This window comes from Actinoplanes sp. NPDC026619, assembly GCF_040638295.1.
GTDB lineage: Bacteria > Actinomycetota > Actinomycetes > Mycobacteriales > Micromonosporaceae > Actinoplanes.
In genome coordinates this window covers 43,418-70,298 of the sequence record NZ_JBEZYA010000042.1, presented here as the reverse complement: position 1 = coordinate 70,298, position 26,881 = coordinate 43,418, and the positions used below count along the sequence as shown (strand labels likewise).

Annotated in this window: 10 protein-coding genes; 4 read left to right on the top strand and 6 right to left on the bottom strand. The window is 73.2% G+C overall.

Annotation, left to right across the window (positions count from 1 at the left end):
- Window positions 1-414 precede the first annotated feature (414 nt).
- Window positions 415-1,464 carry a MupA/Atu3671 family FMN-dependent luciferase-like monooxygenase gene (locus AB0E90_RS47470; protein ID WP_360419604.1) on the top strand — a complete coding sequence of 350 codons (1,050 nt, stop codon included), beginning with the start codon at window positions 415-417 and terminating at the stop codon, window positions 1,462-1,464.
- Here the strand turns inward: AB0E90_RS47470 and AB0E90_RS47465 are convergent.
- The 6 genes from AB0E90_RS47465 to AB0E90_RS47440 are packed head-to-tail and all read right to left on the bottom strand — an operon-like array spanning window position 1,439 to window position 14,933.
- A complete protein-coding gene (locus tag AB0E90_RS47465; RefSeq protein WP_360419602.1) occupies window positions 1,439-2,254 on the bottom strand; it encodes a thioesterase domain-containing protein in 816 nt (271 codons plus the stop codon). The two genes, AB0E90_RS47470 and AB0E90_RS47465, sit on opposite strands and share 26 nt — an antisense overlap.
- Window positions 2,251-7,638 (bottom strand): SDR family oxidoreductase, encoded by a 5,388-nt coding sequence (locus AB0E90_RS47460; RefSeq protein ID WP_360419600.1) that lies wholly within the window; start codon window positions 7,636-7,638, stop codon window positions 2,251-2,253. Before AB0E90_RS47460 ends, AB0E90_RS47465 begins: the two co-directional genes overlap by 4 nt.
- A complete protein-coding gene (locus tag AB0E90_RS47455; protein ID WP_360419598.1) occupies window positions 7,638-8,006 on the bottom strand; it encodes an acyl carrier protein in 369 nt (122 codons plus the stop codon). Before AB0E90_RS47455 ends, AB0E90_RS47460 begins: the two co-directional genes overlap by 1 nt.
- Entirely contained in the window at window positions 8,003-11,104 is a 3,102-nt protein-coding gene (locus tag AB0E90_RS47450) for an amino acid adenylation domain-containing protein (protein ID WP_360419596.1), read from the bottom strand. Before AB0E90_RS47450 ends, AB0E90_RS47455 begins: the two co-directional genes overlap by 4 nt.
- Complete coding sequence (locus tag AB0E90_RS47445) at window positions 11,101-11,865, bottom strand: alpha/beta fold hydrolase (RefSeq protein ID WP_360419594.1); 765 nt, start codon at window positions 11,863-11,865, stop codon at window positions 11,101-11,103. Before AB0E90_RS47445 ends, AB0E90_RS47450 begins: the two co-directional genes overlap by 4 nt.
- A complete protein-coding gene (locus tag AB0E90_RS47440; protein ID WP_360419592.1) occupies window positions 11,862-14,933 on the bottom strand; it encodes an amino acid adenylation domain-containing protein in 3,072 nt (1,023 codons plus the stop codon). The genes AB0E90_RS47445 and AB0E90_RS47440 overlap by 4 nt, the downstream gene beginning before the upstream one ends.
- 209 nt (window positions 14,934-15,142) lie before the next feature.
- Here AB0E90_RS47440 and AB0E90_RS47435 point away from each other — a divergent pair, with 209 nt between their 5' ends.
- Genes AB0E90_RS47435 through AB0E90_RS47425 form a run of 3 tightly spaced genes read left to right on the top strand, consistent with a single transcriptional unit; the run spans window position 15,143 to window position 26,867 of the window.
- Complete coding sequence (locus AB0E90_RS47435) at window positions 15,143-20,578, top strand: type I polyketide synthase (protein ID WP_360419590.1); 5,436 nt, start codon at window positions 15,143-15,145, stop codon at window positions 20,576-20,578.
- Window positions 20,579-20,601: 23 nt separating this feature from the next.
- A complete protein-coding gene (locus tag AB0E90_RS47430) occupies window positions 20,602-26,040 on the top strand; it encodes a type I polyketide synthase (RefSeq protein WP_360419588.1) in 5,439 nt (1,812 codons plus the stop codon).
- Window positions 26,037-26,867 (top strand): SDR family oxidoreductase, encoded by an 831-nt coding sequence (locus AB0E90_RS47425; protein WP_360419586.1) that lies wholly within the window; start codon window positions 26,037-26,039, stop codon window positions 26,865-26,867. The genes AB0E90_RS47430 and AB0E90_RS47425 overlap by 4 nt, the downstream gene beginning before the upstream one ends.
- Window positions 26,868-26,881 lie beyond the last annotated feature (14 nt).

Genomic DNA, 26,881 nt, shown 5'->3' with positions numbered 1-26,881 from the left:
CGCAACCAAACACGGCCTCAACCTCTACGACGCCCTCGTCCAACTCACGTCCGGCCGACCATGGATCCCCGCAATCAGCTGACCTGATTAGTTACCGATCTCTGAACCCGAGAGAATCACGATCGGTCACCGCCGTTGAAGAGACTGAAGGGCGAATTCGTGATATGCCAGAACCGTGGTGACGACCGGATCTTGTCACAGTTATCGGTGATGGTCAATAACTAGGCAGTAGAGGTCGGGGGTCGCTGTTCAGTGCCTGGACGCCGTGGTGGATGCGGCATCGCACTTTCTTAACCGATCCCCGGCGCAATCGCCCGGTCCCGGATTCGTGGGACAGCGACGTCCAGCAAAAAGTCCGGCCGCATTGTTAGGGTGCGAAGGAGACGAGATCAGCCGGCACGAGAGGCGGACGCGATGCCGGGAACCGCGCCAAAGCTGAGCGTTTTCTTCTTCTCCAGTGTGGATGGCGACGCCTCGACCGGCCGTTACGACTTCGTGCTGCGGACCACTCTTCTCGCCGAAAGGCTCGGCTTCAGCGCGGTGTGGTTGCCCGAACGCCACTTCCACGTGTTCGGCGGCCTCTTCCCGAACCCCGCCGTGCTCGCGTCCGCCCTGGCAACCCGGACCGAGCGGATCGCGCTGCGGGCCGGCAGTGTCGTGGCGCCGCTGCACCACCCCGCACGCATCGCCGAGGACTGGGCGATGGTCGACGCACTCTCCGAGGGACGGGCCGGCCTGTCCCTCGCGACCGGATGGAACGTCGGCGACTTCGTGCTCAGCCGTAGTCCTTACGACGAGCGCCGCGAGCTGACCTTCGCCACCGTGGACGTGCTGCGTGCGTTGTGGGAACGCGAGCAGGTGACGTTCGACAGCGAGGGGCAGGCCGTCCCGGTCCGGACCTATCCGACGCCGGTCCTGAACACCCTGCCGCTGTGGCTGACCGCCACCTCGGGACCGGCGACCTACCTGGAGGCGGCACGCCGCGGCTGCCGGGTGCTGACCGGTTACCTGCAGCAGAAGCCGGACGCGGTGGCCGCGAACATCCTCGCGTACCGGGCGGCGTTCGTTCCGTACCGAGCCGGTGACCGGCCCTGGGTGACGCTGATGATGCACACGTGCGTGGCCGAGGACCGGGCCACCGCCATGGCGACGGTGGCGGAGCCGATGCTGGCCTACCAACAGCAGTTCCTCGGGCTGGGAGAGCGCGGGGCGCTGCGCACCGCCAAGGGCGACGAGCTCACCGAGGACGAGAAGGGGGCCCTGGCGCGATACGCGGCGTACCGATACGCCTCCGAGTGCGGCCTCGTCGGCGGCCCCACCGAGGTGGCCGCCCGGCTCGGCGAGCTGGCCGCCAATGGCGTCGACGAGGTCGCCTGCCTGATCGATTTCGGGTTGCCGGGCGGCGTGGTCGCCGACACCCTGCACCGGCTCGCGGCGATCACCGACCTCGTGCCCGCCGGATAACCGGCAGGAGCGCCCGGACGACGTCAGCGACGACCGGCACGCCGGCGGCACCCATGATGTCGTGGTGTCCGACCGGCACGACCGTCACGACTGCCCGGTCCGCGAACGCGTGCCAGCTGTCACCCCCGGGCTCGGCGCCCGCCGACCGGACCACATGCACGGTGCCCGGATAGGGCAGGGTGACGTGCCGCGCCGCCGCCGTCTCGTTCGCCTCGCAGACCCTCAGCATGACCGCGAGCCGGTCAAGACTCATCCGCGCCGGGATCCGGCCCTGCCGGGCACCGGCCGCGCGTACCTCCGCCAGCGCATCCGCCACCGGCAATGCGGCCAGGCCGGCCACCGGTAGATCGATGCCAAGGGTCTGTCGCACCAGCACCTGCCAGGGCCCGCTGTCGTCCCTGGGCAGGTAGAGCGGGTCGCAGTCGATCAGCACTACCCGTGGCGGCACACGGAGCCTGTCCGCCAGCAGCCCGGCCGTCTCGACCGCCAGGACTCCGCCGAGGGAGTATCCGAGGAAAACCGCGGGCGCCGTCGCATGCGGCTGGATCGCCGTCGCGTACCGCCGGGCCATCGCGGTCACCGTCGGATCCGGCGACCAACCGTCGAGAAGGCCCACCGCCTGCAAGCCGTACGCCTGCTGGTCCCGGCCGATCCGGGCGACCAGAGGACCGTAGACCGCCGCGCTGCCGCTGAGCGGATGGAAGCAGTACAGGGCGGACTCCCCCGTGCCCGGCTGAACGGTCACCAGCGGGTTGGCGCGGCCCGGCGCTGCCGTGGCCGAGTCGCTCACCGCTGCTCCTGCTGGGTCCGGGTCAGTACCTCCAGCAACTCGACGAAGGTCCGCGCCTCCAGCAGCACCCCGATGCTCAACTTGATGCCGAGCGTGCCCCGAATCCGCGCCGCCAGCTCCACCGCGGTCAGCGAGTTGCCGCCCGCCTCGAAGAAGTCCTGGTCCTCGACCAGATCGACGACGCCAAGCGATTCCAGCCAGATGTCACGCAGCTGGGTGTGCAGCGACGTGGCCCGGTCCGGTGTCGCGGCCCGGTCCGGTGTCGCGGCCCGGTCCGGTGTCGCGGCCCGGTCCGGTGTCGCGGCCCGGTCCGGTGTCGCGGCCCGGTCCCGCTCGGGCGCAGCGGTGTCCGCGGTCATCGGGGATCGCGGCGCCGCCGGGACGGGTGTGACGGCGGTGGATCGCCGGCCGCTCGTCTTCGCCGGAGCGACGGAAACCGGTCCGGTCAGGCCCGCGTCCAGAATGTCCAGCAGGAGGGCGACCGCGGCGGTCGGCTCCAACCCACCCGGGTCGGGCCGTTCGGAGTCGGCCGCCGGAGTCCGGGCAACGCGGGGGGCGGCCGGCTCCGCCGCCGAGGAGCGCAACTGTTCCTCGCTCACCATCAGCATGGTGAACCGCCGTATCCGAACCCGGAGAGCACCGTCGTCCCCGATCACATCGATGTCGCCGGTGATGGCGGTGGGTTCGGCTCCCGGGGTCCGGCGCACGTGGGCGTGGAAGGTGGCGGGCAGAGGCGCGTACACCTCGATCGACTCGTAGTGGAACGGTACGGACGACGCCTGACCCGTGCCGCGTACCGCCGCGGCGACGGTGTCCAGCAACGCCGGGTGCAGCGGGTGCTCGGCGAGGTCACCGCGGAAGGCCGCGGGCAACTCCACCCGGAGCAGCTTCTCGTCACCACTGACCGACACTGCGGTGATGTTGCGCCAGCGCGGGCCGAGCGTGAACAGCTTCCCGCGGCCGCTCGGCGACTCCAGCTCTCCGGCCGCGCTGAAGCGCAGGCGCAGTGCCCCCAGGTCGACGACGTCGGCCGGTTCCGCGGCCGGCACAGCGACGTGGGCGCTGACGTGCCCCGTCCACGATCCCTCGGACGCCACCGGCCGCGACTCGATCGACACGTCGTGACCGTCGCGGGCCGGCCGAAACCGGATCCGCAGACGACGATCAGCGCTGTCCAGGAAGGGCGCCCGGAACACCACGTCGGTCAGGTGTACCGGGCCGTCGTCGCCGGCCGTCGTCTCCCGGTAAGCCCGCAGGATCATGTCGAGGTACGCGGTCCCCGGCAGCAGCGGAACCCGGCCCACCCGGTGCTCGTCCAGCGCCCACTCGTTCGCGGCGCCGAGCACCCGCTCCCACACCATCTCTTCTGCTCCGGCCGGCAGCCCCGGCGCCACCGGCGCCGTCCGGGGAGCCGGGGCGGCGTCGAGCTCCCGGACCCGATCGTGGAGGCCGGCCAGGTCCACACCGGTATCGGCCATGCCCGCGCCGCGCCACACCGGCCAGGCGATGCTGAGCACTCGTCCCCTGGCCAAGGGGGACACGAGCGATGCCGCGTCGAGATAGGCGTTCGCGGCCGCGTAGTCGCCTCCGCCGACCAGTCCCTCGACGGCCGCGCGGCTGGAGAAGAGGACGGCGAAATCCAGGGCGGGCCGACCGGCGAAGACCTCCTCCAGTGCCGCCGTGCCCAGCGTCTTCGGCGCCAGCACCGCCGCCGCGTCGGCACGGTCCCGGAACGCGAGCATCCGATCCCCGGCGACGCCGGCCAGATGGAACAACCCGTTCACCGGCCCCCAGCCGGCGGTGATCTCCTCGACCACCCGCGCCAGGCCGGCAGGATCGGTCACGTCGCAGGCCCATCCGCGGATCTGCGCACCCAGGCCCTCGACCGCGGCCGGGGTGGTGTCCGGGTCGCGCCGCCCGAGCAGGGCGAGCCGCGGTCGCAGACCGGTGGCCGCCAGACCTCGCGCCACCGCCAGTCCCAGCGCGCCGGCCCCGCCGGTGATCAGATAGACCCCTTCCTCGCGCAGGCTGTGCCCGGTCGCCGGGGCGACCGGCACAGCACGCTCGGCCGCGGCCCAGCGGCGGCGACCGCGCAACGCGACCAGTGGCACCGAGCCGCCCGCTGCGATGGCGCGGGCCAGGTCACCTACGGGTACGCGGTCATCGGCGTCCAGCGCGGTGCAGTGGGTGTGCGGTGACTCGGCGGCGAGGGTGCGGAACATCCCGTGCAGGGCGGCCCGGGCCGGGTCCACCAACTCCCCGCCCGTGACGTCCACCGAGTGGCCGGCCAGCAGCACCACTCGCGGCGAGCCGGCCCAGTGGGTCGAGCCGAGAACGGTCCGGGCGAGCGCGAGCAGGCTGAGAACGCCGGTCTCCAGCCGTTCCGCGAGCGGCACGGCCATCGCCGGCCGGCCGTATGCCGACGCGTGGACCACCACATCGGGCACCTCGCCCCGTTCGGCCAACGCCGCCACCACACGGTGCAGGTCCGCCGGATCGCCCGGCCGTACCCGGAACTGCTGGTTCTCCTCGGCGTAGGTGTCGCCGAAGGCGACCCGGATCGGCTGCAGCGCCGCCCGCCGCACCGCGGCCACCACCCGGAGCGCGTCGCCGGTGTCCGGCGGCAGCAGGATCAGGGCGCGGGTGCCGGGAGCCGGTCCCCCCGCCTCGTCGTCCTCCTCCCGCCAGGCCGTGACCGATACCGGTCCGGCAGCCGCGGCGGGCGAGGGCTCGGGCCGGCTCGGCGTCGCGGCGGCCGGGCCCGCCGCGGGAGCGTCCACCCAGAACCGGGTGCGGTCGTAGGGATAGGCGGGCAGCTCGGCACGAGTCCGCGGCAACGGCTGCCCGGCGGCGTTCCAGTCCAGCGGGACGCCGAGCACCCACAACTGGCCCGCGGCGTTCAGCACGTCGGCGTGGTCGGTGCGGCGGTCGCCGAGGCTGCGCACCAGCGCGGTGGGCCCGGCCGGGTGCATCCGGGCCAGCCCGGTCAGCACCCCGCCGGGCCCGGCCTCCAGCAGAGCGGCCGGCCCGGCGTCGTCGAGCAGAGCGCCGAGCGCGTCGTGGAAGCGGACCGGGGTCACGAGCTGGCCGGTCCAGAACGCGGCGGGATCGGACGGGAGAACGTCCATCCGGGTACCGGTGGCCGCCGAGTACCACGCGACGGCCGGGCTCGCCGGGCTCATCTCGGAGAAAGCCCCGGCCCACGCCGTCGCGGCGGGTCCCCAGCCGGGATGGTGGAACGGCGCCGGCACCGCCGTCCGGCGGTGGGCGATGCTCCGCTCCGACAGCCGGGCCGCGGTCTCCGCCAGCGCGGCGTCACTGCCGGAGATCACGATCTGCCGGTGCCCGTTGACCGCCGCCACCACGGCACCGTCCGCCAGGGCGGGCTCGGTCTCCTCGAGGGTCGCCGCGACCGCAAGCATGCCCCCGGCCACCGGATGTTCGGTCATCGCGGCGGCCCGCGCGGCGACCAGGCGCACCGCCTCGGGCAGGGTCCACAGGCCCGCCACGGTGGCCGCGGTCAGCTCGCCGAGACTGTGACCGAGCACCGCCGCGGGCGGCCCGGTCCACGCCCGCCACATGGCCGCGAGCGAGTAGCCGACGCTGAACAGCAGCGGTTGCTGCACCAGCGGATCATCGGTGCCGTCCTCGTCGGCGCCCTCGGTCCACTGCTTGTAGAGCGGAATGCCGGCGTCGGCGAACAGCTCCACGCACTCGTCCATCGCGACGGTGAAGTCCGGCACGATGCCGTACAGGCCGGTGGCCATCCGGGCGTACGCCACGCCCTGGCCAGGAAAGAGGTAGGCGACGCGGGCGTCCTCACGAGCGCTGCCGATGACCGGAGTTCCGGGGGTCAGCGCGGTGGCGACGGTGGCGGCCGAGTCACCGACCACGGCACCGCGGACCGGGTGCGGAGTTCGCCCGTACGACAGTGTGGCCACCGTGTCGGCGAAGGACGACGCCGGGCGGGCGGCGAAGTGGGCCGCGAGGTCCGTGCGCAGCCGTCGCTCCGCGTCGTCGGTCCGCGCCGACCAGACGACCAGACGGGGCCGGCGATCCTCGGCCGCGGGGGCGGGCACCGGCCCCTCGGCGAGCACCGCGTGGGCGTTGGTGCCGCCGATGCCGAGCGACGTCACCGCCGCGACCCGCCGCCGGTCTACGTCACGCGGCCACGGCCGCAGCCGGTCGGCCAGTTCGAACCGGGTCTCGTCGAGCTCCAGCATCGGGTTCGGCTCCCGCAGATGCACGGTGGCGGGGATCGCCTCGGCCTCCAGCGACAGGATCGTCTTGATGAAGCCGGCGACGCCGGCGACCGCCCCGAGGTGACCCACGTTGGACTTGACCGCGCCGAGCACAGTACGCCGGGCCGGCGGTGCCGGGTCGAGAAGCTGGTACGCCCGGGTGAGCGCGGCGATCTCCACCGGGTCGCCCAGCGCGGTCCCGGTGGCGTGCGCCTCCACGTAGTCGACCTCCGCCGGTCCCACCCCGGCCAGGGCCATGGCTTCGCAGACCGCCTCGATCTGCCCGTTGACGCCGGGCGCGCTGAAGCTGGCCTTGTCGGCGCCGTCGTTGTTGACGGCGCTGCCCAGCAGCACGGCGCGAATCCGGTCGCCGTCGGCGACGGCGTCTTCCAGCCGCTTGAGGACGACGGTCGCCACACCACTCCCCCACAGCGTTCCGGAGGCGGCCGCGTCGAACGGCCGGCAGTGCCCGTCGTCGGTGAGGATGCTGCCGGGGGTCCACCGGTGGCCCGCGACGATCGGCACGCGGACCGCCGAGCCGCCGGCGAGCGCGGTGTCGCACTCGCCGGTGCGCAGCGCCTGTGCGGCGAGGTGAATGCCGACGAGTGTCGACGAGCACGCCGTCAGCACGGTCATCGCCGGTCCGCGCAGACCCAGCTTGTAGGCGACCAGGGTGGCGGCGTAGTCGGACTGGTTCAGCGTGCTCGCGAGCATCCCGGACGGCCCGACGACGTCCGGGCGTGGCCGGAGCTGGTGTTCCTGATAGCCGTTCGGGCCGACCGAGGCGAACACGCCGACACTGTCCGGAGTGGCGAAGGGGTCGTAACCGGCGTTCTCCAGCGCCGCATGGCAGATCTCCAGGAAGACCCGGAACTGGGGATCGCACAGCCGCGCCTCCTGCGCGGACATGCCGAACAGGCCGGCGTCGAACCGGTCGGCACCCGGCATGAGCGGCGCGGCCGGCACGTAGTCCGGGTGGGTGCGCTCACTCGCCGGGACGCCGGCGGCGTGCAGCTCGTCGTCGCTGAAGAAGGTGACTGATTCGGCGCCGGTCGCCAGGTTGTGCCAGAACTGTCCCGCGTCGGCGGCGCCGGGGAAGCGGCAGGCCAGCCCGACGACGGCGATCGGTTCGAGGCGGTCCATCAGGGTTGCCCACCTTCCGTGGCTCGCAACTGGGTGCCGGCGCGGATCTGCGCACGCAGGCTCCGGCGTCGTTCCGGGGACGATCCGGTGACGACCGGCGCCGCCGGTGGTGCGGAGGGACCGGCCCGGCGCGGGCCCGCGAGCCGTCGTGCCAGCGCTCGGCGGTTCGGGTAGCCGAACAGATCGGTGACCGAGATATCGGTGCCGGGCAGCCGGGCCAGTACGGCGTGCACCCGCAGCAGGGCGGCCGAGTCGATCCCTGACTCGAAGAAGTTGGCGTCGAGCGGCAACCGCAAGCCGGTCTCGGCCGCGATCACCTCGTCCAGGACCGCCCGGGCGGCGGCCTCGTCCAGCAACCCGCCGGTCATGACAGCTCCGCGATCAGCGCGGCAAGCGCCGCCGGCGTCGGCGCCCGGAAGATCATGCCCATGGTCACCGGCGCGGCGAGCGCGTCCGCGGCAACGGCCGCCAGCCGAACAGCGAGCAGCGAGGTGCCGCCGGCGAGGAAGAAGTTCGTGTCGCCGGCGGCGCCGGGCAGTCCCAGCACCTCCTGCCACGCCCGTACGAGGGCCTGTTCGCCCGGCCCGGCGTCGGCGTCGTCCGCGCCGAGGGCCGGAGCGGGCCCGGCGCCGGCTCGGGAGCTCTCGGCGGCACGGCTCAGAGCCGCGACGTCGATCTTGCCGTTCGGTGTCCGGGGCAGTTCGGCGACCTCGATGATCCGGCCGGGCACGCAGTACGCCGGGAGCCGGTCGCGGGCCAGGGCCCACACCGACGGGGCGACGGTGGCCCCGGCAGCCGTGGTGGGCACCACGAACGCCACCAGATGGCCGTCAGCCCCGCTCGGGTCGCCACTGGCCACCACGCTCACTGCGGCCACCCGGTCGTGCTCGGCGAGCGCGTGCTCCACCTCGCCCAGCTCAATGCGGTGGCCGCGCAGCTTCACCTGGCGGTCCCGGCGGCCGAGCAGTTCGATCTGCCCGTCCGGCAGCTGACGGGCGAGGTCACCGGTGCGGTAGAAGCGTCCGATGGCGGCGTCGGTGCGGAACCGGTCGGCGGTCAGCTCCGGACGTTCGTGGTAGCCGGCGGCGACGCCCGCACCGGCGAGGCAGAGCTCCCCCACCAGCATCGGCGGCACCGGGCGCAGCCGGGCGTCGAGTACGTGCACACCGGTGTTGGCGATCGGGTAACCGACCGTGGTCCGCACCGATTGCCCCGGGCCGAGCGGCGCGGCCGTGGACCAGATGGTGGTCTCGGTCGGCCCGTAGACGTTGAACGCCCGGCCGGTGGCCGCGTGCAACTGCCGGGCCAGAGCCGGGGACATCGGCTCACCACCGCAGAGCGCGATCCGGCCGGTCAGTCGGTCGCCCGCTTCGGGCAGCAGCATCCGCCACGTCGTCGGGGTCGCCTGGATCAGGTTCACCCCGGCCCGTTCGACCAGCTCCAGCAATGCCGCCGGCGACGCGCGCACCTCGTCCGGGGCCACCACGACCGTTCCTCCGCAGGCCAGCGGCAGGAACAGCTCCAAGGCCGAGATGTCGAAGGCGAAGGTGGTCAGCCACAGCATCGCGGTTTCGGAGCCGGCGCCGAGAAGGTCGATGAAATGGCGTACGACATTGGCCAGGTTGCCGTGCGTGAGCCGCACGCCCTTCGGATCACCGGTGGAGCCCGAGGTGTAGATGAGATAGGCCGGCGCGCCCGATTCCGGCGCCGTGGCGCCGCCCGTCCAGGAACCCGGCCGGTTCAGGTCGCCGACGGCGAGCACCGTCCGGCCGGCCCGGCAGTCCGGTGGCAGCAGGTGCCCGTCCAGGACCACCCGGCAACCGGCGTCATCGAGCTGGTGGACGAGCCGCACAGCCGGGTGTCCGGGGTCCAGGGGCAGGTAAACGGCGCCGGCGAGCCAGGTGCCCAGCACCGCCGCGGCGAGCGCGGTGCCCCGCGGGCTGCCCACGGCTACCACCTCATCAGGCCGCACACCCGCGTCGCGCAGGGCGGCGGCGACGGCACCGGCGGCATCGACCAGCTCGGCGTACGTCGTGCTGCGCTCGCCCGCGCGAAGTGCGGGAGCGTCCGGTGTCGCCTGCGCGGACGCCAGCACCAGCTCCGGCAGCGACTGCGGGCCCGGCCAACGCGTCCGAGTGCGGTTGACGCGGTCGGCGAGCTCGCGTTCGGCGGTGGTCCGCAGGTCGAGGTCGCCGACCGGCCGCGCGGCGTCGCCGGCCGCTTGGTGCAGCACCGCCGTGATCCGGTCGAGCAGCGCCATCGCGAACGACTCGTCATGCACCTCGGTGCTGTAGGCCAGCCGCGCGAACAGGCCACCGAAGGCGCGCTCGAAGGTCAGTTCCACCTCGAACCGGCTCAAGCCCGTGTGCACGTCCCACACCGGTTCGGCCGCACCGGTGGGCGCGGGGGCCGGCGGCCGGTAGTTGAAGGTCTGCCGCAGCAGTCCCGACCGCCACCACGCCGGGTCCGAGACGGACCGCTCGCCCTCGACGAGTTGCTCGAAGGAGACATCGGCGTGCTCGACCGCGTTCAGCAAGGCCGCGCCGGTGGTGCGGACGAGGTCGGCGAACCCCGCGCCGGGATCGATGCGTACGCGTAACGGCACGGTCGAGACGTGATATCCGACCGCGGCCGTGCCGGGCGTGCGATTGCTGACCATGACGCCCACGACGGCGTCGGCGTCGGCGCCCTGCGATCGCAACGCCAGCAGGTACGCCGAAAGAAGCACGCTCGCCTCGGTGCCCCGGCAGCGCCGGCACAGGGCTGACACGGTGTCGACGACCGGCTCGGCGAGACGGCGCACGATCTCGTCGGCCGCGAAGGTGTCCGCGGCCGGCGAGTCGGCGGCCGGCGCCAGGCGCATCGCCTCGGCCCGGTACCCGGCCAGCTGTTCCAGCCAGTAGCTCCGCGACGCGGGGCGCGGGTCCGGCGGTACGGCCGTGGCCGGCGGTGGCAGGTCTGGCGGTTCCCCGGTGTCGCAGATCGCGGCGTAGCCGGCGCGCAGTTCGGCGAGCAGCAGCTTCACGCTCGCCGCGTCGACCGCCAGGTGGGCGGCGACGAGGCAGATCCGGCTGGGGGCGCCGTCGACGGCCTGCAGCCCGACCCGCACGAGCGGGGCCGTCCGCACGTCGAAGGGCCGTCCGGCGTAGGCGGTCAGCGCCGCCTCGCGCTCCTCGGCGGTGGCGTGCATGACGTCGACGTCGACCTCGACCGCACCGGGCGCCGCGAGCACCTTGAGCGGTTCGCCGTCCACTTCGGTGTACGCAGTGCGCAGCGCCGGGTGCCGGTCGACGAGCCACTGGAACGCCTCCCGCAGCGGCCACCAGCGCACCGCGACGGCCGGCTCCACATGCAGGGCGACATTGGCGACCCCCCGCTCGGGGACGAGCTGGTGCAGCAGCCACAGACCCTGCTCGCCGACGCTGGGTCGGGTGATCACGGTCGGTACGGGTGCGGGCGCCGTCATGCCGGCATCCTGGGCGGTCCGCTGTCCCCGGCGAGGAACGACTCGCGCACGACCCCGGCGAGTTCGGCGGCCGCCGAGTCCAGCAGCCAGTGACCGCCGGGCAGGCCGCGCAGCCGGGCCGGGAACTCGCTCTGCCGCCGCCAGCCGAGGAGGGCACCACGCGCGACCTGATCCGCGCGGCCATGGCAGGCGTAGACCGGAATCGGCAGCGGAGGCGCCGGCTGGTGGCGGTAGTCGGCCAGCATGGCGAAGTCGGCCCGGACGGCGGGTTCGGCGATGCGGCGCATCCGCTCGTCGGCGGCCAGCTCCGGTGGCACGCCGCCGGCCTCGGCCAGGCTGTCCCACAGGCGCGCCCCGGGCAGGGTGGCGACCCCGTGCGGGCGCGGGGCGATGTCCGGAGCCGGATGCGAGGCGGTCACCAGGGCCAACGGCAGGGATGACCCGCCCGCGTGCAGGGCCCGGGCCACCAGGAAGGCGATCAAGGCACCGCCGCAGTAGCCGAACAGGACGTACGGGCGGTCGGTGTGCGGCACCAGGTGTTCGGTGAGGGTGTCGACCAGCCGTGTGAGGTCGCGCACCGGCGGTTCGGACAGCCGGGCCTGCCGCCCGGGAAGGTTGGCCGACCACAACGTGTGCTCCGGCGCCAGCAGCTTTGCGAGGTCGGAGAACTGGGCGCATCCGGCTCCCGCGTGCGGGAACGCGATCACCCGCGCCGGCGAGTCGGGGACGAGCGGTACGTACCAGTCACCGGTATCGGTCACCGGCTCACCTCCCGGGTGGACAACCAGGCCTGGAACAGGCGCGGCGACGGTGCGTCGAACACCGTGTCGAAGCCGATCGCACCGCCGAACTGGGCGGTGAGGCGGTCGGCGAGGGTGACGGCGAGCAGCGAATGACCGCCGCTGAGGAAGAAGTTGGCATCGGGCCCGAGCCGGTTGTCGCCGAGCACCTCGCGCCACAACATGACGAGCCTGCCCAGGGCCGGGTCGGCGGGCAGCTCGACCGGCGAGCCGTCGCGCGCGAGGATCCGGGCGAGGGTGCGATGGTCCACCTTGTCGTTACCGGTCATCGGGAACCCGTCGACGAAGACGATCCGGCTCGGCACGGCGGCGCCCGGCAGGAGGCTTCCCACGTGGTCACGCAGCTGGGCGTCATCCACCGGCTCGCCGCCGGCCCGGCGAACGGCCGCGACCAGCCGCAGGTGGCCCGAGTCGTCCGGTTCGGTGACGACCGCGGCGGCGTGCACTCCGGGATGGGCCTCCAGGACGCCCTCGATCTCGACCAGCTCCAGCCGATGCCCACGGACCTTGACCTGCCGATCTGCACGGCCCAGGAAGATCAGGCCAGGCTCGCTCCGGCGTACCTGGTCGCCGGTGCGGTAGAAGCGCCCCCGGCCCGGGACGGTACGGAACCGGTCCTCGGTGACCTCCGGGCGGTCGTGGTACCCGAGCGCGACGCCGGCGCCACCGATCCACAGTTCACCGGGCACGCCGGGCGGGACCGGGCGGCCCTCGGGCGTGCACACCAGCACCTGGGTCCGGGCGATCGGACCGCCGATAGGCACCGGGTCCGGCACCGGCCGGCTCAGCTCCGCCGCGGTCGACCAGATCGTGGTCTCGGTCGGCCCGTACACGTTGAACAGCCGGCAACCGTCGGCCAGCAGACGATCGGCGAGCGCGGCGCTCAGCGGCTCACCCCCGCTGAGCACCCGGCGCCCGGCGAGCTGCCCGGCGAGCCGCCCGGCGACGTGACGCCAGGTGGTGGGGGTGGCCTGGACGACACCGACGTTCTCGTCACCGATCAGCTGGAGCAGCCGTGACGCGTCGATCCGGTCGTGATCGTCGGCGATCACCACCGTCCCGCCCATGGTCAGCGGCAGGAATACCTCGAGGGCGGAGATGTCGAAGGAGAACGTGGTGAGCCAGAGCATCCGGTCGGCGTCGGTGAACGTCAGCCGCTCGGCGAAGTCGCTGATCAGGTTAGCGAGGTTGGCGTGGCTGACGACGACGCCTTTGGGCCGGCCGCTCGAACCCGAGGTGTAGATCAGGTAGGCGGCGCCGTCGGGATCTCCGTTGCTGTCGTCCGATGGCGCCCCGGCCTCGCCGGCCCCGGCGATGTCGAGAACGTGCCGGCCGGCGGCCATCTCGTCCGGCGGGGGTGGCCCGGCGAGGATGAACCGCACGCCCGCGTCGGCCACCTGGTCGGCGAGCCGGGCCGCCGGGTGCTCCGGGTCGAGCGGCAGGTAGACGCCGCCCGCGGCCCACGCGCCCAGCGCCGCCGCCAGCAGGTTCGGGCCGCGCCCGGCGAACAGGGCGACCGGTTCGCCCGGCCGGAGTCCGGCCGCGCGCAATCGGTCGGCCAGTGCGGATGCCCTGCTCGTCAGCTCGCAGTAGGTGGTGGTGTGGCCCTGGTGGCGCACCGCGGGCGCGTCCGGGTGCCGGGCCGCCCACGCGGCCACGGAGGCGGCAACGGTCGGCGGTGTCGCCGATCGCACGGGCGCGCTCAGTCGCCGGTCGGCTGCGTGGTCGCTTTCACTCCACCCGATTATCTCGCCGAGCGTCCCGTCCAGGCGTGCGGCCATCTCGTGGAGGATCGCCTCATACCGCTCGATCAGCTGGCGGACGAAGTTCTCGTCGTGTACCTCGGTGCTGTAGACGACGGCCAGCTCGACCTCGTCCGGCGCCCCGTAGAAGATCCACTCCATGTCGAGGCGGCTCATGGCGTTGTGCACCTCGTACACCCGGATCGGCACCTCGGCCATCTCGAGGTTGTCCTCTTTGTGGGGCCGATAGTTGAACCCGTGCCGGAACAGCGGCACTCGCCAGTCGGCCGAACGGCTCGCCAGGACGGTCTGGATGTCCTCGAACGAGGCGTCGTCGTGCTCCAGTCCCTCCAGGAACGCCCAGCAGGTGCGCTGCACCAGCTCATCGACGCGAATGTCATCGGTGACGTCGACCCGTACCGGCAGCGTCTTGGTGTGGAACCCGACGACGTCACCGCGCAGCCGCCGGCGCCCGGTCACCGGGATGCCCACCACGACCGCCGGGCCGGCGCCGTGCCGGGCCAGCAACAGGTAGAACGCGGCCAGCAGGATGAGGTTCTGAGTGACCTTCGTCTGCGCCTGCAGGCGGGCGACCGCGTCGACGGCGCCGGCCGAGAGGTCCAGTACGACCCGCGCGCCGGCGAACGTCGGCCGCCCCGTGATGGGATGTGCGTTGGGCAGCGCCATGCTGCCCGGGTCGACGCCGTCCAGATGTTTGATCCAGTAGTCGATGACGTTCTGGTCGGCCGGTGGCTCCAGGTGGATCTGCCCGGTGCCCGCCAGCTCCGGCTGCGCTTCACCATCCACGGCATAGGAGTCGTACAGCCGCGGCAGCTCGTTCGTCAGGATGCCCGCCGAGATGAAGTCGATCACCAGATGGTGACTGACCAGGAGGACCACGCTCGCCTTCGGCAACAGCACCAGATGGGCGCGGACGAGCAGGCCCCCGTCGCCGAGGTCGAACGGCTCGATCACCCGGTCGGTCAGCAGGCCGGTCAGGCTCTCCTCGGCGGCCCCGTCGGTGGTGAGCGGGAACTCCACCGTGGACGCGAGGAACCGCTTGCGCGGCAACGGCCCGTCGAAGGAGAGCACCGCCCGCAGGGCCGGGTGGCGCCGCACCAGGTGGTTCAGCGCCTGCTGCAACGGCCACCAGCGCAGCACCCGTTCGACCCGGACGGCGATACCGACGTTGCAGACGCCGCGCCCGGGTTGCAACTGATGCAGCAACCACTGTGCCTGCTCTTTCGCCGAGATCGCGACTGCGTCCGGCAGCAGGGTCTCATCCATCTCGCCGCCCGTTCCCCGACTGTTCCGCCGGGCACGCCGCCCGGAAGAACCCCGGCAAGCTAAGCAGCGCGACGGCCTCACCAACCTGTCGCGGGTTTGCGGGACGTGAGATGGGCGTACCGGGCCAAAAGAATTTCATCACGTTCGGCGGTGACCCGCGGCCCCAGCCGGGCCTCCGAGCTCGGCTGACCGCGGGGCGGAGGAAACGCATGGCCACGACAGAACCGATCGCCATCATCGGCTTGGCGGCCCGCCTGCCGCAGTCGGACGACATCGACCAGTACTGGCAGAATCTGGTGGCCGGCCGTGACTGTCTGACCGAGTTGTCGGACGCCGAGCTGCTGCGTCACCACGAGGACCCCGCGAATCTCCGCCGGCCCGATTACATACGCCGGCGGCCGGTGATCGACGGCGCCGACGCCCTCGACATCGACGTCTTCGGCCTCACGCCACGCGAGGCCGAGCTGCGCGACCCGCAGTACCGGCTGATGCTGGAGATTGTGCACGCGACGCTCGAGCACAGCGGTTACGACTCCACCCGGTACCCGGGCTCGATCGGGTTGTTCGCGGCGACCAACGCCAACCGCTACCGGTACGACTTCGTGGAGAGTCACACCGACGTCGTACGGCAGGTCGGCTGGCAGGCGATCGACATCTCGAACCATCCCGACTACATGTGCACGTTCGTGTCGTACAAGCTGGGCCTTCGCGGACCGAGTGCCACCGTGCTCACGGCCTGCTCCAGCTCGTTGACGGCCGTGCACATGGCGTGCATCAGTCTGCGCGCCGGCGACTGCGAGATGGCCGTCGCAGGGGGTGTCGACATCGAGTTCCCCTACCACCAGGGCTACATTCCTCTCCCCGGTGGCTTCAACGCGTCCGACGGCGTGGTCCGCGCCTTCGACGGCAAGGCCACCGGCACCAATTTCGGCGACGGCGTCGGCGCGGTCATGCTCAAACCGCTCGCCGCGGCGCGGCGGGACAACGACACGATCTACGCGGTGATCCTCGGCTCGGCGGTGAACAACGACGGCTCACGCAAGGTCGGATTCACCGCGCCGAGCGTCGCCGGGCAGAGCGAATGCGCCCAGCGGGCGTTGCGAGCCAGTGGGGTCGACCCGCGCGACATCGGCTACGTCGAGGCGCACGGCACCGGCACCCGCGTCGGCGACCCCATCGAGCTGACCGGTCTCATCGACGCCTACCAGGCCACCAGCGACGGACCACTACCCCACCAGTACTGCGGCATCGGGTCGGTGAAATCCAACGTCGGCCACCTCGGGCAGGCCGCCGGCGTGGCGTCACTCATCAAGGCCACACTGATCCTGCGCCACGACCTGATCCCGCCAACCATCAACGTGACCACCCCTCATCCGGATGTGGACTGGGAGAACTCCCCGTTCTTCCTCACCGACGAGCCGCAGCCGTGGCCCCGAAACCCGGACCGGCCTCGCCACATCGGGGTCAGCTCGTTCGGGGTCGGCGGCACCAACGTCCACGTGATCCTCGGCGATGCTCCGCCACCGGCGGCGCCGGCCGGGAGGCGCCCACACGAGGCGTTGCTCTGGTCGGCGATGGACCTAACCGCCGAGGCGGCTCTGCGGGAGCGGCTCGCCGGCCACTTCGACCGGCTGCCCGACGACGCCTTCGGCGACACGGCGTTCACGATGCGGTCCGGACGCGCGGCCCGGCCCGTACGTGCGGCGCTAGTGGCCACCGGTGCGGCCGACGCGGCCGCCGGGCTGCGCACCACCGACCGGGTCCTGGTCTCCGACGGGACCCGCCGTGTCGTCTTCGCCTTCCCGGGGCAAGGTGCCCAGTTCCCCGGCATGTGCCGCGAGCTCTACGACAACGAGCCGTTGTTCCGCGACGGCTGCGACGCCGCCTTCGAGCTGCTGGAGCCGCTGCTCGGACAGGACCTTGCCAAACTGTGGCGCACCACGACCGAACCGGCCGATCTGGCCCGCACCGAGCTGGCCCGCACCGAGGTGGCCCAGCCGCTGTTGTACGTGCTGGAGTACACCCTCGCGCACTGCCTCATGGCGTGGGGGGTGACGCCCTCGCAGGTTGTCGGGCACAGCCTCGGCGAGCTGGTGGCGGGGGCCGTGGCCGGTGTCTTCGACTTCGAGTCCGGCCTGCGCGCGGTCGCCGAGCGGGCACTGTGGATGGCCCGGATGCCCACCGGTGCCATGCTGGCCGTGTCCGGCACCGCCGACGACGTCGGCGACGTGTTGTCCGGCACCGTCGTTCTCGCCTCGGTGAACGGTCCCCGGCAGGTGGTGCTGGCCGGCCCGGCCGGCGACATCGCCGAAGCGGCGGCAGTGCTCACCGCACGCGGCCTGCGCACTCGAACCCTCGACACGTCGCACGCCTACCACTCACCGTCGATGGCCGATGCCGCGGAGCGGTTCGAGGCGGCGCTCGGCGGTCTGGTGCTCCATCCGCCGGCCGTTCCGATAGTGTCGGCGGCGACCGGGCGGGTGATGACCGACGACGAGGCCACGTCGCCGGCGTTCTGGGCCGGGCAGCTGATTTCCCCGGTGCGGTTCGGCGCCGCGGCGGAGGTCGTCCTCTCCGCCGGTGCCTCCTCCGTCGTCGAGATCGGCCCCGGCCGCACCCTGTCGACGCTGCTGCGAGCGCGTCCCGGGTTCGCCGCCGGCGGCCATCGGGTCCTGGCCACGGCCGGGAACGCCGATGAGCCGGCGGCGCTGACCCGAGCCCTCGCCCGGCTCTGGGTCGACGGCGTCGCCGTCACCTACTGGGACGACGACGAGCGACGCGGATACCGGCGGGTCGCCCTGCCCGGATACCCCTACCAGCGGCGCAGTTTCTGGCTGGATCCGCTGCCGCGCGGTGCTGACATCGAGGCGTCACTGCCGATCCCGGCCGCCGTCGCCGGGGAAGACGGCCCGGCCGCACCCGCCGTCGCGACGGCGGCCGGCGCCGCCGCGCATCGCTGGCGGATCGCCGAGCTGACCTGGGTACGGGACGACGCCGGCCGGGCTGCCCCCGAGGCCGCCGGCGGTGGGGTCATCCTGCTCCCGGCCGCCGCGGAGCAAGCGCGGGGCGTACAGAACCTGCTCCAGCGCACGGGGCTGCGAGGGCAGCGCGTGGTCGACGGCCGCGACGCGCCGGCGGCCGGCCGCGCCGCGATCGATCCCACCGACGCGGGCGCCTGGTCGGCCCGCCTCGACCAGGCGGCCGAAGCCGGCACCGGGCCGGTGACGGTGATACATGCCGCGCTGGCACACGCTGGTGCCGCCGCCGGGGTGGCGCCGGGTGAGCGTCTCACCGACACCATCGCCACCGTGGTTGCCGCGCTGCGGGCCGCCTCGGTGTTCCAGCGCCGGACCGGGCGGCCGACCCGCCTGGTCCTGCTCGGCTCTCACCTCGTCGACGTCTCCGGCGGAGATCGTGTCGACCCGCACGGCGCCGCCCTGGCCGCGCTGATGCGCACCGCCGCCCAGGAGGTGCCCGCCGTCTCGTGTCAGGTCGTCGATCTCGGTGAGCGTGCCGCCCCGGAGGCGCTCCTCGGCGCGCTCGCCCGCCCGGATCTGCCGGTGCAGGCCGTCCGCGGCGCTGCTCGGTGGATTCCCCGCCTCGCACCGGTCCACCGGGAGGTCGCGGAGGGACCGCCGCCCCGGCTACGCCACCGGGGCACCTATCTGGTGACCGGCGGCCTCGGCGGCATCGGCCTGGTCGTCGCACGTGCGCTGGCCGAGACCGGGCTCCAGCCACGGCTCGCCCTGCTGGCCCGGACGGCGCCGGCCGAGCGCCCGGACGGTGACGCGATCGCGGCCGCGCTCGACGGGCTGGCGGAGGCGGGGGCCGAGGTGGAGGTGGTGACGGCAGACGTCGCCGACCTCGACTCCCTGCGCGCCGCCGTCCACGACGTGGAACAGCGGCTCGGGCAGGTCGGCGGTGTCGTCCACGCCGCCGGGGTGGCTGGAGGCGGCCTGCTCGAACGGCGGTCCACCGACCAGGTACGAGCGGTGCTGCGACCGAAGGTCGACGGCTTGCACGCCCTCGAGGCCGTGTTCGCCGGTCGTTCCCTGGACTTCCTGGCGGTCTTCTCCAGTGTCGCCGCCGTGTCGGGCATGTACGGCAGTGGCGACTACGCGGCCGCCAACGCCTACCTCGACGCGTATTGCGCGGGCAGCACCGGCGGTCCCCGCCGCACCGTCTCGATGCAATGGCCGGGCTGGGCGGAGGTGGGCATGCTGGCCCGGTCGGCCGCGGGCCAGGCGATCCTGAACACCGCCGCGGCGGGCGACTCCGGCACCGCGATCGCGGTCAACGAGGCGCCCGGCGGGGCCGGGACAGCCTTGGAACTCTTTCGCGAGGCGGGCCGGGACTGGGAGTTCGACGAGCACGTCTTCGAGGGCACGCCGGTGCTGCCGGGCACCTCGATGCTTGAGATCGTCGCCATCGCCGGGCGACGGGCGGCGGAGCGCGAGGACTGGCCGGTCGCCATCCGGGATCTCGTCTTCCTGGCCCCGGTCGTCGGCGACCGCCGCCGTCAGGTGCGGGCGGTGACCCGCCCGCTCCGCCACGGACACAAGGTCATCGTGCAATCGCGGGGCGCCGGTACCGAGGAACCGTGGACCGATCACGCCACCGCGACCGTGGCCGCCGCGGCCGAACCGGCCGAGCAGCCGGTCTTCCCGCGGCCGGAGGACGGTCCGATGGCGGAGCCGACCGACGCGCCGCTCGCCGGCTGGGTGGCGTTCGGTCCCCGCTGGGCGACGATGACCGAGGTCCGGGGCCACGACCTCGAGCGCACCGCCCGGCTGATCCTGCCCGAGCGTTACCACGACGACTTCACGGAACACCCGGTGCACCCGGCCATCGTCGACGTCGCCGCGGGTCTGCTGCACGATCTGGAAGACGGCCAGTCGTACGCCCCGTTCATCTATCGCCGGGTGACCGTCCACGCCCCGATGACAGGCGACGTCCGCGTCCACGCCCGGTTCAGCGGACAGAGTCGCACGGCGCGGCGGGCGGTCGACTTCGACATCTTCGATACCGCCACCGGACGGCTGCTGTTGCGGGCGGAGTCCTTCGCGATGCGCGAGGTGGCCGACCGCCGGTTCGGGGCCACGGCGGGCGGCGCCGCCCGCGAGAAGGGGCCGGCCCTTCCGCCGGCTCGGACGGAGCCCGAGGTTCGGCCCGGCTTGCTGCGGCCGGAGGAGGGCGCGGCGGCATTCCTTCGGCTGCTGAGCGACGGTGATCCGGCGGTGGCACTGGTCTATCTTGCCGACGCCCCTCTGCACATACCCGGTCTGCCGTGGCCGGACGCGGTCGCACCGGCGGCCCCCACCGTCGCGGCGGCGCTCCCGGTCCCGTCCCCGGTCCTGACACCGACACCGACGCCGGCATCGGCACCCGCCGCCGTCGACGACGTAGTCGCCGTCCTGCAGAAGTTGTGGACGGCCTCGCTCGGGGTGACGGACCTCGGCCCGGACGACGACTTCTTCGAGGTCGGCGGAAATTCCCTGGCCGCGGTGCAGCTCACCGCCCAGATCAACGCCCACTTCGGCACCGATCTCGGCGCCGGGACGCTCTTCGACCATCCGACCCTGCGAGCGCTGGCGACCGAGGTGCCGGCCCTTCGCGCCCGGCCGACCGGCAGTGCCACCTCGTGACTGACCCGACCGGAGGAACCACCATGCCGTCACCCATCGCCGTCATCGGCATGGCCGGCCGATTTCCCGGGGCCATGGACATCGATGCGTTCTGGGAGAACCTGGTGAACGGCCGGGACTGCATCACCGATCTGGACGACGAGGACCTGCTCCGGCGAGGTGAGTACCCGGAGTACCTGGCCCATCCGAACTACGTCCGGCGCCGGCCGTGCCTGCCCGCCGCCGACATGTTCGACGCCCGGTGCTTCGGCATGACCCCTCGTGAGGCCGAGATCCGGGATCCGCAGCAGCGTGTCCTGCTGGAGATCGCCCACAGCGCCCTGGAGCACGCCGGCTACGACCCGGCCCGGCACCGCGGTGCCATCGGCGTGTTCGCCGGCACCAACATCAACCGGTACCGGATGGACCATCTGGAGCAGGACGCGACGATCCGCGCCACGGTGCCGTTCCTGGCCCTGGAGATCGCCAATGCGCCGGACTACGTCGCGACCTTCCTGTCCCACCGGCTCGGCCTGACCGGTCCCAGCATGACGCTGCAGACCGCCTGCTCCACCGGGCTGACCGCGGTGCGTACCGCGGCCCACGCTCTGGCCGCGGGCGAGTGCGACATGGCGCTCGCCGGGGTGTGCAGCATCGAGATGCCGCTCGACTACGGCTACCTGCAGATGGAGGGCAGCATCCTGGCCCGCGACGGGCGGCCCAAGCCGTTCGACGCCGACGCCGACGGCACCAACTTCGGCAGCGGATGCGGGGTCCTGCTGCTCAAACCGCTGGACGCCGCGATCGCCGACCGGGACACCGTCCACGCCGTGATCGTGGGTGCGGCATTGAACAACGACGGTTCCCGCAAGTCCGGCTTCACTGCGCCGAGCATCGAGGGTCAGGCCGAGTGCATCGCCGAGGCGATCCACCAGGCCGGGATCCATCCGCGGGACATCTCGTACGTCGAAGCGCACGGGACGGCGACCCGGCTCGGTGATCCGATCGAGGTGGCCGGGCTGGCCGAGGCCTTCCGCCGCGCCGCCGGCGACTCCGAACTACCCCGCGGTTACTGCTCCATCGGCTCGGTGAAGTCGAACATCGGGCACGTGGGCCAGGCGTCCGGGGCCGCCGGTCTGATCAAGACGGTGCTGGCGCTGTCTCGTGAGCAGATCCCGCCCAGCATCAACGTCACGCGGGTCAACCCCCGTCTGAAGCTGGAGGACACGCCCTTCCGGGTGGCGACCGACCCGCAGCTGTGGCCACGGACCGCCGGCGCGCCCCGGACGGCCGGCGTCAGCTCGTTCGGCATCGGCGGCACCAATGGTCACGTGGTGCTCTCCGAGGCGCCGGAGGCGGCGCCGTCGTCCCCCGCGGGGCGGCCCAGCGAGCTGATCGTGTGGTCCGGTGCGGACGCCGGCGCCGCGGACGGGCTGGCCCAGCGCCTGTCGGAGCACCTGGGAGCGCTCGATCCGGCCGGGTTCGCCGACGCGGCGCACACCCTGCGCGTCGGGCGGGCCGAGCGCCGGTTCCGCCGCGCACTGGTGGCCCGGGACGCCGGGCACGCGGCTCGGGCGCTGCTCGACGGCGACGGGCTGATCGTGCCGGACGGCCCGGCCCGGCAGCCGATCTTCTGCTTCCCCGGCCAGGGCACCCCGCTCGGTCGCGCGGGCCTCGATCTGTACGACGCGGAGCCGGTCTTCCGGGACCATGTCGACAAGGTTCTCGCGCTGCTGCGCACGCACGACGACACCGATCTCGCCGCGTTGTGGCGGGCCGGGGACGCCGCGCTGGCCGGCACCGCCGTGGCTCAGCCCCTGCTGTTCGCGCTCGAGTACGCGATCGCCAGCACCCTCATCGATCTGGGCGTCCGGCCGGCCAAGCTCATCGGTCACAGCGTCGGGGAGCTGGTCGCGGCGACCGTGGCCGGCGTCTTCACCCTCGCCGACGGCGTCCGCGCCGTCACCGCCCGGGGCGCGCTGATGGGGCGGATGCCCGCCGGTGCGATGCTCGCGGTGGCCGCCGACGCCGCCGACGTCGAGGCTCACCTGACGGACGAGGTGTGCCTGGCGGCGATCAACGGCGCACGGCAGTCGGTGCTTTCCGGACCGGCGGGGGCGCTGTCCGCCTTCGCCGAGAAGCTGCGGGCCGACGGGATCGAGAGCACGCCGGTCCCCACCGCGTACGCGTTCCACTCGGCGGCGATGGAACCTGCCGCCGCCGAGTTCGAGGCCGTGCTCGCGAGCATGCCGCTCCGGCCGCCCGCCATCCCGGTGTTCAGCTGCGCAACCGGTGCGCCGATGACCGGCGACGAGGCCGTCTCGCCCGCTTTCTGGGCACGGCAACTGGTGACGCCGGTGCGGTTCGCGGCGGCGGTGACCACCGCTCTGGCCGACGGGCCGGCGTTCCTGGTCGAGACCGGGCCGGGGCACACGCTGACCCGCCTGCTCCGGACCGAGCCGGCGGTGCGGGCCGGTCAGTCACTTCCGATCGCGGCCCTCGACGCCGACGCGGGTGCGGCAACGGCGTTCGACCGGTTGCTGGGCCGGCTCTGGGTGGAGGGGCATGCGGTCGACTTCGAGCGTCGTGACGCCAGGACCGGACGCCGGCGGGTGCCGGTGGTCGGCTACCCGTACCAGCGTCGTCGTTTCTGGGTCGACCGCCCGGCCGGGCACAAACCGCCGCGCGACAACTCCATGATCGTCGACCGGGCGTCGCAGCCCGTCCCGGACGAGAAGCCGGCGGAGACGAAGGCCGTCCGGTCGTCCGTCGAGGCGGCCCCGGTGGTCCTGGCGGACGCGCCGCCCCAGTGGAGTCTCGGTGCGGTGGAGTGGTCCAGGCGCCCCGCCGCGCCGGCGCCGCCCACCGTCCGGCGCGCGGCCGCCGCCCACGCCGTTCTCGTGCTTCCGGACGATCCCGAGCCGGCCGCGACCGTCCGCGGCGCCTTCCAGCGCAGCGGATACCGGACCACGCGGGCGAACGCCGCGACGCTCGCGACGGGCGGCGACGCCGCATGGGACGTGCTGCTCGGCGGCGCGGCGCCGATCTCCGTGCTCGCCTGCGCCGGCTTGTTCGGCACCGGCCCGGGCCGGCCCGGGGACGACCTCGACCGGCAACTCTCCTCGGGGTTCTTCGCCGTTCTCGACGCGGCGCGGGCGTTGGCCCGCACCCGGCCCTCCCGCCCGGTCACCCTCGCGATCCTCACCAGCTTCGCCGTGGACGTCACCGGCGCCGAGCCGGTCGACCCGGCCGCCGCGATGGTGGTGGCGCTGGCCCGCAGCATCGAGCAGGAGCTGCCGCCGATCCGCTGTGTCGTGCTGGACGCCCCGCCGGGGACAGCCGAGCATGACCTCGGCGCCGCCCTGGCCGAGTTCGGCGAGCCGCTGGTGGCCTTGCGCGGGGCGACGACGTGGACGCCGGGGCTGCGCCGGATGACTCCGGAGCCCGCGACCGATCTGCCTCAGCTGCGGGAGAACGGCGTCTATCTGATCACCGGTGGGCTCGGCGGGCTCGGCTCGGTGGTGGCCGCGGCCTTGGCCGACACCGGGTTGCGCCCCCGGATCGCCCTGATGGGCCGGACGGTTCCGGACTGCGGACCGCGTGCGGCCCACGTCGGAGCGATGCTCGAGGATGCCGGCGCCGAGGTGATGACGGTTGCCGGCGACGTGACCGACGCGGCCTCATTGGGCGCCGCAGTCGAGGCGGTGCGGCGGCGGTTCGGCCCGCTCAACGGCATCATCCACGCCGCCGGCACACCCGGAGGCGGGCTGCTGCAACACCGTTCCCGGGCCGAGATCGACAGCGTCCTGGCGCCCAAGGTCGGTGGCGCGATGAACCTGCTTGCCCTCTGCGATCAGCAGGCCGACCTGGACTTCCTGCTGTTCTTCTCCAGCCATGCCGGACTGGCCGGGATGCTCGGCAGCGCCGACTACGCCGCCGCCAACGCGTTCCTCGACGCGCTCGCCGTGCAGCACGGGCGCGGCCGGCGACGGGTGTGCTCGGTGGTCTGGCCCGGTTGGTCCGAGGTCGGGATGTGGGCGAAGTCGGCCGTCGACCTCGACGCGGTCACCCACGGCCGGCCCGGCCGGGCCTCGTCCGGTGCAGGTGAGAATCCCGGCGCCGGTGAAGGTTCCGGTGCCAAGGCGGAACCCGACTGGCGTACGACCCTCGATGCCGGCGCCGACTGGGTCCTCGACGAGCACCGGTTCGACGGGGTGCCGATGCTGCCCGGCACGGGATCGCTGGAGGTGGTCGTCCGGGCCGCGTTGGAGCGCGGGCTGGCGCCGGACGGCGAGCCACTGGAGCTGCGTGAAGCGGTCTTCGTCGCGCCGGTGAACGGCGAGCGGCCGATCGAGGTGGGAGTGGCGTTCACCCCGGGCGGTGACGAGTTCCGCTTCCGTCTGATGTCGCGGGCCGCCGGCGCCGGCGGCCCGTGGACGCATCACGTCTCCGGCTATCTGGCCCGGGGCCGGTCGGAGCCGCCGACGCCGACGCTTGAGGAGCTGTTCGCCGGGCACACCGCCGGGGATCCCCTGCCGTCGCACGGCCGGCTCGAGTTCGGGCCCCGATGGCAGTCGCTGACCCGGTTATGGCACGGCGAGGACTCCTATCTGGCCGAGCTGACCCTGCAGGAGCCGTTCCTCGGCGACCTCGACCGGCATCCGCTGCACGCCGCGTTGCTCGACCGCGCCGGTATCGCCATCCTGTCCGCGGCGTTCCCGGACGAGCCGAACCAGCACCTCCCGTTCTTCTACCGGCGGTTGACCCGGTTCGGCGCCCTCCCGGCCCGGATCGTGGCACACGGCCGGCCCGGGCCGGCCGGGCCGGGCATGCGGTCGCTCGACCTCGACATCCATGACGCGACCACGGGGGCGCTCCTGGTCCGGGTGGAGTCCTACACCACCCGCGAGATCCGCGTCGCCGACTTCGCCCGCCGGCTCGGCCGCGCGGCCCGGCCGGAGCCCGCCGGCCCGTCCGGCGGCCCGGCGGAGAGGGGCCCGACGGAAGAGGGCCCGACGGAGGAGGGCCCGGCGCTGCTGAACCCGCGCGACGGTGCCGCCGCCTTCCTCACGGTGCTCAGTCACCGGTATCCCCCGGTGGTCGTGGTGAACGCGCCCGGTGCGCTTCTCAGCGTGCGCGGAATGCCGTGGCTCGGCGAGTCCGTCACGATCCCGGTCACCCCCGCCCCGGTGGACGTGCCGCCGGTGCCGGTGCCGGTGCCCCCGGCCGCTACCCCGGCACCGGCGACGGCCGGGGGCGACGTGCTCGATACGTTGCGCTCGCTGTGGATCGAGGCGCTCGGCGTGGACGAGGTCGGACTTGACGACGACTTCTTCGACCTGGGCGGCGACTCACTGGTGTCGGTCCAGCTCAGTGCCCGACTACGCCAAATCTTCCGGATCGAGATCAGCGCCGGCGTGCTGTTCGACGCGAGCACCCTTCGCGTGCTTCGAGAACGCCTGGCCGAGTTGGGAGTCCGATGAGCACCGTGCCCGCCGCTCTGCTGCGGCTGTACCACCCCGAACTGCTCAAGGGCGAGGTCGCGGTGGTCACCGGGGGTGGTTCCGGTCTCGGGTACGCGATCGCCCGCGACTTCACCTCGCTCGGCGCCGAGGTAGTGATCACCTCCCGGTCGGCCGACCGCCTGGCGGAAGCCGAGGCGCGGATCGCCGACGAGACCGGCCAGGGCTGCGACAGTGTCCCGTGCGATGTCCGGGACGAGGCCGAGGTGGGCCGGCTCCGCGACTACGTGCTCGCCCGCTACGGCACTGCCACGATCGTCGTGAACAACGCTGCGGCGAACTTCTTCACCCGGGCCGAGCGGATGACCCGCCGGGCGTTCGACGTCGTGGTCGACACCGACCTCTACGGAACCTTCAACGTCACGCGCAGTCTGATACCCGAGATGCTGGCGGCCGGCCGCGGCGCCGTTCTCAACATCACCGTGCCGATGCCCGAGGCCGGATTTCCCGGGTTCGCCCACTGCGGCGCGGCCAAGGCCGCGATCGTCTCGCTGACCGCCAGCTGGGCGTACGAGTGGGGGCCGCGCGGTATCCGGGTCAACGGCATCGCGCCCGGGCCGGTGCCGACCGAAGGGGTCGCGGCCAACATGCTCGCCATGGACAACGCCGCCGAGGCGTTCGCCGATCACACCGACACCGTGCCGCTGCGCCGTCTGGGGCGGCCCGAGGACATCTCCGCCGCGGCGGTGTTCCTCTGCTCCCCCGCCGCCCAGTGGGTGACCGGGCAGAACCTCATCGTCGACGGCGGCGTCTATCTGAACACCCCGGCCACACCGGGCGCCTTCTGAGCCGCGCCCTCCGC